A 10,251-nucleotide genomic window follows, 5' to 3' on the forward strand; every position below is an offset into this window, starting at 1 on the left:
ACGTTCAACAAAGACGATGAAGGCAATAACCGCAATCGCCAGAACGATGATTGCAACGATAACCAGTGCAGAAATCGCACCGGTACGACCCAGTTCAAGGGTGCCTGCAATCGCGCTTGGCAGGCCGGCAACAATACCGGCAAAGATGATCAGCGAAATACCGTTACCGATGCCGCGCTGGGTGATCTGCTCACCGAGCCACATCAGGAACATGGTGCCACCAACAAGCGTGATGACCGCGGTCAGACGGAAGAACATGCCCGGATCCGGCACAGCAGCACCGGATGAACCGGTCATGCTTTCAAGGCCAACGGCAATGCCCCACGCCTGCACGGTCGCAATCAGCACCGTCAGATAGCGGGTATATTGGTTAATTTTTTTCCGACCCTGTTCGCCTTCTTTCTTGAGTTGCTCAAGGGTTGGCGAAACAGTTGTCATCAACTGAATAATAATCGAGGCCGAGATGTACGGCATGATATTCAGCGCAAAGATCGTCATACGACCCAGCGCACCACCGGCGAACATGTCAAACATGCCCAGAACGCCGCCCGCATTCTGACGGAAAATGTCAGCAAGAATGGACGGGTCAACACCAGGAACCGGAATATAGGTTCCAAGACGGTAAACAATAAGCGCGCCCAAAGTGAACCAGATACGCTTTTTAAGCTCGGTCGACTTTGAAAAAGCGGACCAATTCAGGTTCGCGGCAAGCTGCTCGGCGGCCGATGCCATGCACTCATCTCCCAATACACATAAACTGGAGGGTCCGGTCCCGTGTGCTGGAACCGGACCCTCGCGAAGTCAATTTAGGCTTATTCTGCGGTTTCTGCAGCAGCGACCGGAGCAAGAACCTTTACCGAACCGCCGGCTTTCTCAACAGCTTCAACAGCTGCTTTGGAAGCACCGGAGATTTCGATGTTCAGTTTCGCTTTCAGTTCGCCTTTTGCGAGAAGACGCAGACCGTCTTTCTGCGGACGGGCCAGTCCTTTTTCCGCCAGAACAGCGACGGTGACATTTGCACCTTCTTCAAGAACACCGTTATCAACGGCAGTCTGAAGGGTACCAAGGTTCACAACGCCGAACTGTTTCTTGAACGGGTTTTTGAAGCCGCGTTTCGGAAGACGGCGATAGATAGGCATCTGCCCACCTTCGAAGCCATTAATGGCTACACCCGAACGGGACTTCTGACCCTTCTGACCTGCGCCAGAAGTTTTGCCTTTGCCCGAACCGATGCCGCGACCGACGCGGGTGCGCGCCTTGCGGGCACCCGGGTTATCGGCGAGTTCGTTGAGTTTCATCGTTCAACACCTTTTCGATCTGGGGTCAATCAAGCCTCGTCCACACGGACGAGGTGCTTGACCTTTGCGATCATACCGCGAACAGCCGGAGTATCTTCCAGCTCACGAGTCCGGTGCAGTTTGTTCAGGCCAAGACCAACGAGGGTCTGGCGCTGATCAGCCGGACGTCCGATCGGCGAACCCGTCTGGGTAACGCGTACGGTCGCTTTTTTCTTAGCAGCCATATCGAATTACTCCTTTTCGAGAACGGCGGCAGCAGCCGAACCGCTATCGCGACGGGCAACGACGTCACCGACTTTCAGGCCACGCTTAGCAGCGACCTGACGCGGAGAAGCACCGTTGACCAGAGCGTCAAGGGTTGCGCGGATCACGTTGTGCGGGTTGTTCGAACCGGTGCATTTGGACACAACGTCCTGAACGCCCATGGTTTCGAAAACCGCACGCATCGCACCGCCTGCGATGATACCGGTACCAGCCGGTGCGGAGCGAAGGACAACCTTGCCTGCACCGAAGTGGCCCTGCGTATCATGGTGAAGGGTACGGCCTTCACGCAGCGGAACGCGGATCATGTTACGTTTAGCAGCTTCGGTTGCCTTACGGATCGCTTCCGGAACTTCACGGGCTTTACCCGTGCCGTATCCGACGCGACCGCGCTGGTCACCGACAACTACCATTGCGGAGAAAGCAAAGCGACGGCCGCCCTTAACGACTTTCGCGACGCGGTTGATACCAACCAGCTTGTCGACGAGTTCGTTTTCTTCACGGGCTTTCGGCGCCTGCTGCTGTTGATTCTGGTTACGTGCCATGGTCGTGCTCCTTAGAAGTCCAGACCGCCCTCACGGGCGGCATCGGCCAGAGCTTTCACCCGGCCATGGAACAGATACCCGCCACGATCGAAAACGACCGTTTTCACACCAGCTTTGACTGCGCGCTCGGCAATTGCCTTGCCGACCAGAGCAGCGGCGTCGGCATTGCTGCCTTTCGCCTTCAGATCTTTCTCCATCGTCGAAGCAGCCACCAGGGTGGTGCCTTTGACGTCGTCGATGATCTGAGCATAGATGTGGGCGTTCGAACGGTGCACGCTGAGGCGCGGGCGACCGGCCGCTTTTTGGCGGATCGCAAAACGAACGCGACGCTTGCGGCGTTCGAAAAGGCTTCTCACGTTTTTCATCGTGCCTGTCCTTACTTCTTCTTGCCTTCTTTGCGCAAGATATACTCGCCTTCGTAGCGGACACCCTTGCCTTTGTAAGGCTCCGGACCGCGCCAGCCGCGTGCATTTGCAGCGAACTGACCGACGACTTGTTTATCTGCGCCAGAAATGGCGACGAGGGTCGGCTTTTCAGCGACGACGTTAAGACCCTCAGGGATCTCCATTTCTACGTCGTGTGAGAAGCCAAGCTGCAGAACAAGTTTTTTGCCCTGAACCTGTGCACGGTAACCAACACCGGTGATTTCCAGCTTCTTGGTGAAACCTTCCGAGACCCCGGTAACGAGGTTCGCGATGTTGGCACGGGTGGTACCCCAAAGGGCACGCGCGCGCTTGCTATCGTTTTTCGGTTTCACCCAGATCTGGTTATCTTCCTGGGTGACGGAAATGTCAGCACTGTTCAGCGGAAGGTTAAGCTCACCGAGCTTGCCTTTTGCACTGATCTGCTGTTCGGTCAAGTTGATGGTAACGCCGTTAGGCACGACCACCGGATTTTTTCCTACTCGCGACATCGTTGGCCCTCCTTAGAATACCTTGCAGAGGATTTCGCCGCCGACATTCTGCTCGCGAGCCTCCTGATCCGAAAGAACTCCTCGTGGAGTGGACAGGACTGCGATGCCCAGACCGTTATATACCTTCGGAAGATCTTTGATCTTCGAGTATACACGACGACCCGGGGTCGAGACGCGGTCGATCTGCTTAATCACTGCATCGCCTTCAAAGTATTTGAGTTCGATGGTGATTTCGCTGACGCCCTTGCGAATTTCATTAATGTTGTAACCGCGGATATAACCTTCGCGCTGGAGAACATCCAGCACACCGGTACGCAGTTTCGAAGCCGGCGAAACGACGCTGGATTTACCAACGCGCTGGCCGTTGCGGATACGCGTGAGCATATCACCGACTGGATCAGTCATCGACATGTGATGTCCTCCTTACCAGCTCGACTTCACCATGCCCGGAATCTGACCACGCGAAGCAAGTTCACGAAGGGCGATACGGGACAGGCGGAATTTGCGATAGACACCACGCGGACGACCGGATACCTGGCAGCGAATACGCTGACGGATACGGGCCGAGTTACGCGGCAGCTGGGCGAGTTTCATCACAGCAACGATACGATCCTCAGGGGTCGTCTCGCGATTTGCGATAACCGCTTTAAGGGCGGCACGCTTGGCAGCATATTTCTTTGCCAGGCGTTCACGTTTGAGTTCACGCTCTACAGCGCTTTTCTTGGCCATGGGCCAACCTCCGTTAGTTTCCGAACGGAAGATCAAAACCCTTAAGAAGGGCAAGAGCTTCATCGTCGGACTTAGCCGTGGTACAAATGATGATATCCATCCCGCGAACAGAGTCGACTTTGTCGTACTCTACCTCAGGAAAGACGAACTGTTCTTTCAAGCCCATGGCGAAGTTGCCACGACCATCGAAAGATTTTTTGTTCAGGCCGCGGAAGTCACGTACGCGCGGAAGCGCGATGGAGACCAGGCGGTCCAGGAACTCAAACATACGGTCGCGACGCAGGGTCACTTTACAACCGATGTTCATACCTTCACGCAGCTTGAAAGCCGCAACCGACTTTTTCGCTTTGGTGAAGACAGGCTTCTGACCGGTGATGGCAGCGAGATCCGCAGCAGCACCTTCCAGCTTCTTACGATCCTGGGTGGCGTCACCGACACCCATGTTGATCACGATTTTTTCGAGGCGCGGAATCTCCATGGTGTTCTCGTAGGAGAACTCCTTCTGGAGTGCGTCACGCACCACTTCTTTGTAATGTTCGCGCAGGCGCGTCATTTTTCCGTCCCTCAGTTGTCGATGACTTCGCCGCTGAGCTTCGCTACGCGAACCTTGCGACCATCATCGAGGGTCTTGAAACCGACGCGGGTCGGCTTGTTTTCTTTCGGGTCAACAATCGCGACGTTGGAAACAGCAATCTTTGCTTCCTTTTCGACGATGCCACCAGCATCAGCACCGGTCGGGCGCTGGTGACGTTTCACCAGGTTAATGCCCGAAACCAGAACTTTGTTCTCGGTCGGGAAAGCGGCGAGAACTTCGCCGGTTTTCCCTTTGTCTTTACCCGTCAGAACAACGACGCGATCGCCCTTTTTAATCTTGGCAGCCATTACAGCACCTCCGGAGCGAGCGAAATGATCTTCATGTAACCTTTCGAACGAAGTTCACGGGTTACCGGGCCAAAAATACGCGTGCCGATCGGCTCGCCGTTCGCATTAATGAGAACGGCAGCGTTACGGTCAAAGCGGATCGCCGAGCCATCGGCACGACGAATTTCCTTTGCGGTGCGAACGATGACAGCTTTGTGAACTGCACCCTTCTTTACGCGACCGCGCGGAATGGCTTCCTTGACGGAAACCACGATAACATCACCAACGTGAGCGGTTTTGCGCTTCGAGCCGCCCAGCACCTTGATGCACTGGACGCGGCGAGCGCCGCTGTTGTCGGCGACGTCCAGATTGGACTGCATCTGGATCATGGGTTTACCCCTTGACTATGATTGGGCTGAGGACTCACTCCTCGACCACTACTTCCCAAGACTTCAACTTCGAGATCGGTTTGCATTCGCGAATGCGAACAACGTCACCCGTTTTGAAGCGGTTCTCTTCATCGTGCGCGTGGAATTTCTTCGACTTACGCACGTACTTTTTATACAGCGGGTGCATGACCTGGCGCTCCACTCGGACCACCACGGTCTTGTCGTTTTTGGTCGAAACGACTGTCCCCTGCAATACACGCCTCGGCATGTGTGTTTACTCCTCTGCGTGTCCAGTTAGGCCGCGGTAGCACCCTTCTCGTTACCGAGAAGGGTTTTAATGCGGGCAATATCACGACGGACCTGGCGGACCCGCGCAGTGTTCTCGAACTGCCCGGAAGCCTGCTGGAATCGCATGTTGAACGATTCTTTACGCAGGTCCAGAAGCAGCTGCTTCAGTTCGTCAGCGCTTTTCGCGCGGAGATCAGCAATTTTCATCACTAATTACTCCCCTTCACCAAGACGGGTGACAAACTTGGTCTTGATCGGCAGTTTTGCCGACGCCAGCTCGAAAGCACGGCGTGCAAGATCCAACGGAACACCGTCGAGTTCAAACATGATCCGACCCGGTTTAACGCGTGCCGCCCAATATTCAGGCGAGCCTTTACCTTTACCCTGACGGACTTCGGCAGGCTTCTGCGAGACCGGGAGATCCGGGAAAACGCGAATCCACACACGACCTTGACGGCGGATGTGGCGGGTGATCGCACGGCGAGCCGCTTCGATCTGACGCGCCGTTATACGCTCAGGCTCCATGGCTTTCAAGCCATAAGCGCCGAAATTAAGGTCCGTGCCACCCTTGGCCTCACCTTTAAGGCGGCCTTTGTGGGCTTTACGGAACTTTGTACGTTTCGGAGAAAGCATATCTGGATCTCCTTACTTACGGCCTGAACCGGTCGACTCGAGCGCTTTACGCTCGGAAGCCAACGGATCGTGAGCCATGATTTCGCCCTTGAAGATCCAGACCTTCAGACCGCAAACACCATAGGTGGTGTGTGCTTCCGAAGTGCCATAATCAACGTCCGCACGCAGAGTGTGCAGCGGAACGCGACCTTCACGGTACCATTCGGTACGAGCGATTTCAGCACCACCAAGACGACCAGCAGCATTGATACGAATGCCACCGGCACCGAGACGCATTGCGTTCTGAACCGAGCGCTTCATAGCGCGACGGAACGAAACACGGCGCTCAAGCTGCTGGGCGATGTTGTCAGCGACCAGCTTGGCATCAAGTTCCGGCTTGCGGATCTCGATGATGTTAACCTGCACTTCGGCATTCGCCAGTTTCTGCAGATCGTTCTTGAGCTTCTCGATGTCCTGGCCTTTCTTCCCGATCACAACGCCCGGACGAGCGGTGTGGATCGAGATGCGGGCTTTCTTCGCCGGACGTTCGATAATCACCTTCGAAACACCCGCCTGTTTCAGACGGTTGAAGATGAAATTGCGGATCGCGAGATCTTCGTGAAGAAGACCAGCGAAATCGGACTTGTTGGCGTACCAGCGGGAATCCCAGGTACGGTTAATGCCAACGCGCAGACCGATCGGATTGATTTTCTGACCCATTACTCGGCCTCCTCACGTTCGCAAACTACGATGCGCATGTTGGAGAACGGCTTCAGAAGTTTACCAACACGACCGCGTGCACGGGCGCGCCAGCGCTTCATTACGAAGGCCTTACCAACAGATGCCTCTTTAACGTAGAGACGGTCGACATCGAGCTGATGGTTGTTTTCGGCATTAGCAATTGCCGATTCCAGCAGCTTTTTGACGTCCTGCGAAATGCGTTTATTGGAGAAGGTCAGCTCTGCCAAAGCAGCTTCTGCCTTCATTCCACGAATCGACTCGGCGACGAGGTTGAGCTTACGCGGGGAAATGCGTACTGCCCGGAGCGAAGCCGCAGCCTCGTTATCCGCCAGCCGACGGATGTCAGCTTTCTTACCCATCGTTACTTCCTCTTCGCCTTTTTGTCGGCCGCGTGACCATAGTAGGTACGGGTCGGCGAGAATTCACCGAACTTGTGACCAATCATGTCTTCGGTCACCAGCACCGGCAGGAATTTCTGGCCATTGTAAACCCCAAAGGTGAGGCCTACGAATTGCGGCAAAATCGTCGAGCGCCGCGACCAGGTCTTAATTACCTCATTCCGGCCTGAGGCACGGACAGTATCGGCTTTCTTAAGAAGGTATCCGTCAACAAACGGACCCTTCCAAACGGAACGCGCCATAGTCTAGCCTCCTCCGTTAGCTCTTGTGACGACGGCGCATGATGAGCGCGTCGGTCTTTTTGTTCGAGCGGGTACGTTTGCCCTTGGTAGGCTTGCCCCACGGCGTAACCGGATGACGACCACCCGATGTACGACCTTCACCACCACCATGCGGGTGATCGATCGGGTTCATGGCAACGCCACGAACCGAAGGACGCTTGCCAAGCCAGCGATTACGGCCGGCTTTACCAAGGTTTGCGTTCTGATGGTCCGGGTTGGACACGGCACCGATGGTAGCCATGCATTCACCACGAACCAAACGTACCTCACCGGAGGACAGCTTAAGCTGGGCGTAACCTTGGTCCTTACCAACAAGCTGTACATACGAGCCTGCTGAACGTGCGACCTGGCCACCTTTACCGGCTTTCAGTTCGACGTTATGGACAATGGTACCGACCGGAATGTTCTTCAGCGGTGCGGCGTTACCCGGCTTAATGTCTACGCGGTCAGCGGCAACAACGTTGTCGCCAACAGCAAGACGCTGCGGTGCGAGGATGTAGGCCAATTCGTCGTCAGAATAACGAACCAGTGCGATAAACGCGGTACGGTTCGGATCATATTCCAAACGCTCGACGGTACCGACGACATCAAACTTGGTACGTTTGAAGTCAATCATACGGTAACGACGTTTGTGACCACCACCAATACGGCGGGCGGTGATACGACCAGTGTTGTTACGGCCACCTTTCTTGCGAAGACCTTCGGTCAACGCTTTGATCGGCTTGCCCTTGTGGAGATCGGAACGATCCACGAGAACCAGCTGACGGCGACCAGGAGAGGTTGGTTTAAACTTCTTCAAAGCCATTGTCTTAGATTCCCGTAGTCACATCGATGGACTGGCCCTCTTCGAGGGTAACCATCGCTTTCTTGAAATCACTCCGACGACCGGAAATACCGCGAAAACGCTTGGTTTTTCCTTTTACCACAGAGGTATTGACCGTCTTGACCTTCACCCCGAACAGACCTTCCACAGCAGCCTTGATCTCCGGCTTGGTGGCGTCGATCGCGACTTTGAACGCAACAGCGTTGTGTTCAGAAATCAACGTCGACTTTTCAGTGATATGCGGGGCGCGGATGACTTCGTACATCCGCTCTTTGCTGATGATCGTCATTTGAGACGTGCCTCCAACGCTTCGACCGCACCCTTGGTCAGCACCAGGGTGTCACGGCGCAGGATGTCATAGACGTTAGCACCAATCTGCGGAAGCACATCAACCTGCGGGATGTTGCGCGCTGCGCGTGCAAAACCCTCATTGACCTGCGCACCGTCGATGATCAGTGCAGACTTCCAGCCGAGCTTATTGAAAACTGCGACCAGATTCTTGGTTTTGGCGTCCGAGAATTCCGCATTATCAAGAACGATAAGCTTACCGTCTTTTGCCTTGGCCGACAGAGCGGTTTTCAGCGCGAGTTTACGGAACTTCTTGGTCAGATCGTGTGCGTGGTCGCGAACGCGCGGACCGTGCACGGTACCACCACCACGGAACTGTGCGGCTTTACGGGAACCGTGACGTGCACCGCCACTACCCTTCTGACGCACGAATTTTTTCGTGGTTGCGGAAACTTCCGACTTTTCCTTTACCTTGTGGGTACCGGCACGGCGTTTTGCCAGCTGCCAGTTCACCATACGGTGCAGGACGTCGCGACGTACTTCCAGGCCAAAGATGTCTTCTGCAAGATCAATCTTACCGGACTTGGAAGCGTCAAGTTTGAGAATGTCGAGCTTCATGATGCTTATTCCTTATCCTCGGCGACAGCTTCTTCAGCAGCCGGGGCAGCACCCTTGAGCGCAGCCGGGAACGGAAGACCTTCCGGTGCAGCACGCTTCACAGAGTCCTTAACAAGGACGTAGGCACCCTTGTGACCAGGGACTGCACCGTGGATCAGGATCAGACCTTTGTCGGCATCCGAAGACACGACTTTAAGGGACTGAACAGTCACACGTGCGGCACCAAGGTGACCAGCCATCTTCTTACCTTTGAAGACGCGGCCCGGGTCCTGGCACTGACCAGTGGAACCATGCGAACGGTGCGAAATCGACACACCGTGCGACGCACGCAGACCACCGAAGTTATGACGCTTCATCGCACCGGCAAAACCTTTACCGATGGACGTGCCGATTACGTCAACGTACTGGCCTTCAACGAAGTGGGTTGCAGCAAGTTCTGCACCAACTTCAATCAGGCCGTCTTCGCTAACGCGGAATTCAGCAAGTTTGGCTTTCGGCTCAACCTTGGCTTTGGCGAAGTGGCCACGCATCGGCTTGGATACGTTTTTCACTTTCGCTTTGCCATAACCAAGCTGAACAGCGACGTAGCCGTCGGTGTCGTTGGTACGGTTGGCGACGACCTGAAGATCTTCGACCTTCAGAACGGTTACAGGAAGGTGGGAACCGTCATCGTTAAAGATACGGGTCATACCGACCTTCTGGGTAATAAGTCCACTACGCATTGCGGCTTACTCCCGATTAAAGTTTGATCTCGACATCGACACCGGACGCAAGGTCGAGCTTCATAAGAGCATCGACGGTTTGCGGGGTCGGGTCGACAATGTCGAGAAGACGCTTGTGCGTACGGATTTCGAGCTGTTCGCGTGATTTTTTGTTCACGTGCGGAGACCGCAGAACAGTGTACTTTTCAATGCGGGTCGGCAGCGGAATCGGGCCGCGGACCTCTGCGCCAGTGCGCTTCGCCGTATTGACGATCTCACGCGTGGACTGATCCAGCACGCGATGGTCAAACGCCTTGAGGCGAATGCGAATGTTCTGACTATCCATGTAATTATGTACCGGAGCCCTCAAAAGGACACCGGCCCCTCAACTGGAGTTGACGATTGCCGCAAAAGTGTTGCGGGCGGCTTAAATAGCCGCCCGCTTCACAAAGATCAAGAGAAAAATTATTCGATGATCTTGGCAACAACGCCCGCGCCGACGGTA

At 55.1% G+C, this 10,251-nt stretch carries 22 protein-coding genes; all 22 read right to left on the bottom strand.

What is annotated here, in order from left to right; translation table 11 throughout:
* A partial coding sequence (locus B2R48_RS06320) for a preprotein translocase subunit SecY (RefSeq protein WP_296998855.1) occupies positions 1 to 732 on the bottom strand: 732 nt, incomplete at its 3' end.
* A gap of 80 nt (positions 733 to 812) precedes the next feature.
* Entirely contained in the window at positions 813 to 1,298 is a 486-nt protein-coding gene (gene rplO / locus B2R48_RS06325) for a 50S ribosomal protein L15 (protein WP_062953738.1), read from the bottom strand.
* 29 nt (positions 1,299 to 1,327) lie between these two features.
* A complete protein-coding gene (gene rpmD / locus B2R48_RS06330) occupies positions 1,328 to 1,522 on the bottom strand; it encodes a 50S ribosomal protein L30 (RefSeq protein WP_007091489.1) in 195 nt (64 codons plus the stop codon).
* Between the two features lie 6 nt (positions 1,523 to 1,528).
* Entirely contained in the window at positions 1,529 to 2,104 is a 576-nt protein-coding gene (rpsE, locus tag B2R48_RS06335) for a 30S ribosomal protein S5 (RefSeq protein ID WP_033067174.1), read from the bottom strand.
* An 11-nt stretch (positions 2,105 to 2,115) separates the two neighbouring features.
* Entirely contained in the window at positions 2,116 to 2,469 is a 354-nt protein-coding gene (gene rplR / locus B2R48_RS06340) for a 50S ribosomal protein L18 (protein ID WP_008892190.1), read from the bottom strand.
* 11 nt (positions 2,470 to 2,480) lie between these two features.
* Complete coding sequence (rplF, locus tag B2R48_RS06345; protein WP_062953736.1) at positions 2,481 to 3,017, bottom strand: 50S ribosomal protein L6; 537 nt, start codon at positions 3,015 to 3,017, stop codon at positions 2,481 to 2,483.
* Between the two features lie 12 nt (positions 3,018 to 3,029).
* A complete protein-coding gene (gene rpsH / locus B2R48_RS06350; protein ID WP_062953735.1) occupies positions 3,030 to 3,428 on the bottom strand; it encodes a 30S ribosomal protein S8 in 399 nt (132 codons plus the stop codon).
* 12 nt (positions 3,429 to 3,440) lie between these two features.
* Positions 3,441 to 3,746 carry a 30S ribosomal protein S14 gene (gene rpsN, locus B2R48_RS06355; RefSeq protein ID WP_033067178.1) on the bottom strand — a complete coding sequence of 102 codons (306 nt, stop codon included), beginning with the start codon at positions 3,744 to 3,746 and terminating at the stop codon, positions 3,441 to 3,443.
* Positions 3,747 to 3,759: 13 nt separating this feature from the next.
* Positions 3,760 to 4,299: a 50S ribosomal protein L5 gene (gene rplE / locus B2R48_RS06360; protein ID WP_062953734.1), complete on the bottom strand. Its 540-nt coding sequence runs from the start codon at positions 4,297 to 4,299 to the stop codon at positions 3,760 to 3,762.
* 11 nt (positions 4,300 to 4,310) lie between these two features.
* Entirely contained in the window at positions 4,311 to 4,628 is a 318-nt protein-coding gene (gene rplX / locus B2R48_RS06365; protein ID WP_008892185.1) for a 50S ribosomal protein L24, read from the bottom strand.
* The gene (gene rplN / locus B2R48_RS06370; protein WP_033067181.1) at positions 4,628 to 4,996 is read right to left on the bottom strand and encodes a 50S ribosomal protein L14; all 369 of its coding nucleotides are present in this window, start codon (positions 4,994 to 4,996) and stop codon (positions 4,628 to 4,630) included. The genes rplX and rplN overlap by 1 nt, the downstream gene beginning before the upstream one ends.
* 34 nt (positions 4,997 to 5,030) lie before the next feature.
* Positions 5,031 to 5,264: a 30S ribosomal protein S17 gene (gene rpsQ, locus B2R48_RS06375; RefSeq protein ID WP_008892183.1), complete on the bottom strand. Its 234-nt coding sequence runs from the start codon at positions 5,262 to 5,264 to the stop codon at positions 5,031 to 5,033.
* Positions 5,265 to 5,290: 26 nt separating this feature from the next.
* The gene (gene rpmC / locus B2R48_RS06380; RefSeq protein ID WP_008892182.1) at positions 5,291 to 5,491 is read right to left on the bottom strand and encodes a 50S ribosomal protein L29; all 201 of its coding nucleotides are present in this window, start codon (positions 5,489 to 5,491) and stop codon (positions 5,291 to 5,293) included.
* A gap of 6 nt (positions 5,492 to 5,497) precedes the next feature.
* Positions 5,498 to 5,917: a 50S ribosomal protein L16 gene (gene rplP / locus B2R48_RS06385; protein ID WP_033067183.1), complete on the bottom strand. Its 420-nt coding sequence runs from the start codon at positions 5,915 to 5,917 to the stop codon at positions 5,498 to 5,500.
* Positions 5,918 to 5,929: 12 nt separating this feature from the next.
* Positions 5,930 to 6,616, bottom strand: coding sequence for a 30S ribosomal protein S3 (gene rpsC / locus B2R48_RS06390; RefSeq protein ID WP_062953733.1), 687 nt, complete (start codon positions 6,614 to 6,616; stop codon positions 5,930 to 5,932).
* Positions 6,616 to 6,996 carry a 50S ribosomal protein L22 gene (gene rplV / locus B2R48_RS06395; RefSeq protein ID WP_062953732.1) on the bottom strand — a complete coding sequence of 127 codons (381 nt, stop codon included), beginning with the start codon at positions 6,994 to 6,996 and terminating at the stop codon, positions 6,616 to 6,618. Before rplV ends, rpsC begins: the two co-directional genes overlap by 1 nt.
* 2 nt (positions 6,997 to 6,998) lie before the next feature.
* Positions 6,999 to 7,277 carry a 30S ribosomal protein S19 gene (gene rpsS / locus B2R48_RS06400; protein WP_008892178.1) on the bottom strand — a complete coding sequence of 93 codons (279 nt, stop codon included), beginning with the start codon at positions 7,275 to 7,277 and terminating at the stop codon, positions 6,999 to 7,001.
* Between the two features lie 16 nt (positions 7,278 to 7,293).
* The gene (gene rplB, locus B2R48_RS06405) at positions 7,294 to 8,121 is read right to left on the bottom strand and encodes a 50S ribosomal protein L2 (RefSeq protein ID WP_062953731.1); all 828 of its coding nucleotides are present in this window, start codon (positions 8,119 to 8,121) and stop codon (positions 7,294 to 7,296) included.
* A gap of 4 nt (positions 8,122 to 8,125) precedes the next feature.
* Positions 8,126 to 8,428 (bottom strand): 50S ribosomal protein L23, encoded by a 303-nt coding sequence (locus tag B2R48_RS06410; RefSeq protein ID WP_062953730.1) that lies wholly within the window; start codon positions 8,426 to 8,428, stop codon positions 8,126 to 8,128.
* Complete coding sequence (gene rplD, locus B2R48_RS06415; RefSeq protein ID WP_008892175.1) at positions 8,425 to 9,045, bottom strand: 50S ribosomal protein L4; 621 nt, start codon at positions 9,043 to 9,045, stop codon at positions 8,425 to 8,427. The genes B2R48_RS06410 and rplD overlap by 4 nt, the downstream gene beginning before the upstream one ends.
* Positions 9,046 to 9,050: 5 nt before the next feature.
* Complete coding sequence (rplC, locus tag B2R48_RS06420; protein WP_213472375.1) at positions 9,051 to 9,767, bottom strand: 50S ribosomal protein L3; 717 nt, start codon at positions 9,765 to 9,767, stop codon at positions 9,051 to 9,053.
* A 16-nt stretch (positions 9,768 to 9,783) separates the two neighbouring features.
* Positions 9,784 to 10,092 carry a 30S ribosomal protein S10 gene (gene rpsJ / locus B2R48_RS06425; protein ID WP_008892173.1) on the bottom strand — a complete coding sequence of 103 codons (309 nt, stop codon included), beginning with the start codon at positions 10,090 to 10,092 and terminating at the stop codon, positions 9,784 to 9,786.
* Between the last annotated feature and the right edge of the window lie 159 nt (positions 10,093 to 10,251).

The sequence above is a fragment of the Thalassospira sp. UBA848 genome, from assembly GCF_002295455.1.
Lineage (GTDB): Bacteria > Pseudomonadota > Alphaproteobacteria > Rhodospirillales > Thalassospiraceae > Thalassospira.

Excerpts from the sequence above, each read along its gene's own strand:
- rplO (WP_062953738.1), bottom strand. The coding sequence starts at position 1,298 with ATGAAACTCAACGAACTCGCCGATAACCCGGGTGCCCGCAAGGCGCGC.
- rpmD (WP_007091489.1), bottom strand. The coding sequence starts at position 1,522 with ATGGCTGCTAAGAAAAAAGCGACCGTACGCGTTACCCAGACGGGTTCG.
- rpsE (WP_033067174.1), bottom strand. The coding sequence starts at position 2,104 with ATGGCACGTAACCAGAATCAACAGCAGCAGGCGCCGAAAGCCCGTGAA.
- rplR (WP_008892190.1), bottom strand. The coding sequence starts at position 2,469 with ATGAAAAACGTGAGAAGCCTTTTCGAACGCCGCAAGCGTCGCGTTCGT.
- rplF (WP_062953736.1), bottom strand. The coding sequence starts at position 3,017 with ATGTCGCGAGTAGGAAAAAATCCGGTGGTCGTGCCTAACGGCGTTACC.
- rpsH (WP_062953735.1), bottom strand. The coding sequence starts at position 3,428 with ATGTCGATGACTGATCCAGTCGGTGATATGCTCACGCGTATCCGCAAC.
- rpsN (WP_033067178.1), bottom strand. The coding sequence starts at position 3,746 with ATGGCCAAGAAAAGCGCTGTAGAGCGTGAACTCAAACGTGAACGCCTG.
- rplE (WP_062953734.1), bottom strand. The coding sequence starts at position 4,299 with ATGACGCGCCTGCGCGAACATTACAAAGAAGTGGTGCGTGACGCACTC.
- rplX (WP_008892185.1), bottom strand. The coding sequence starts at position 4,628 with ATGGCTGCCAAGATTAAAAAGGGCGATCGCGTCGTTGTTCTGACGGGT.
- rplN (WP_033067181.1), bottom strand. The coding sequence starts at position 4,996 with ATGATCCAGATGCAGTCCAATCTGGACGTCGCCGACAACAGCGGCGCT.
- rpsQ (WP_008892183.1), bottom strand. The coding sequence starts at position 5,264 with ATGCCGAGGCGTGTATTGCAGGGGACAGTCGTTTCGACCAAAAACGAC.
- rpmC (WP_008892182.1), bottom strand. The coding sequence starts at position 5,491 with ATGAAAATTGCTGATCTCCGCGCGAAAAGCGCTGACGAACTGAAGCAG.
- rplP (WP_033067183.1), bottom strand. The coding sequence starts at position 5,917 with ATGCTTTCTCCGAAACGTACAAAGTTCCGTAAAGCCCACAAAGGCCGC.
- rpsC (WP_062953733.1), bottom strand. The coding sequence starts at position 6,616 with ATGGGTCAGAAAATCAATCCGATCGGTCTGCGCGTTGGCATTAACCGT.
- rplV (WP_062953732.1), bottom strand. The coding sequence starts at position 6,996 with ATGGGTAAGAAAGCTGACATCCGTCGGCTGGCGGATAACGAGGCTGCG.
- rpsS (WP_008892178.1), bottom strand. The coding sequence starts at position 7,277 with ATGGCGCGTTCCGTTTGGAAGGGTCCGTTTGTTGACGGATACCTTCTT.
- rplB (WP_062953731.1), bottom strand. The coding sequence starts at position 8,121 with ATGGCTTTGAAGAAGTTTAAACCAACCTCTCCTGGTCGCCGTCAGCTG.
- B2R48_RS06410 (WP_062953730.1), bottom strand. The coding sequence starts at position 8,428 with ATGACGATCATCAGCAAAGAGCGGATGTACGAAGTCATCCGCGCCCCG.
- rplD (WP_008892175.1), bottom strand. The coding sequence starts at position 9,045 with ATGAAGCTCGACATTCTCAAACTTGACGCTTCCAAGTCCGGTAAGATT.
- rplC (WP_213472375.1), bottom strand. The coding sequence starts at position 9,767 with ATGCGTAGTGGACTTATTACCCAGAAGGTCGGTATGACCCGTATCTTT.
- rpsJ (WP_008892173.1), bottom strand. The coding sequence starts at position 10,092 with ATGGATAGTCAGAACATTCGCATTCGCCTCAAGGCGTTTGACCATCGC.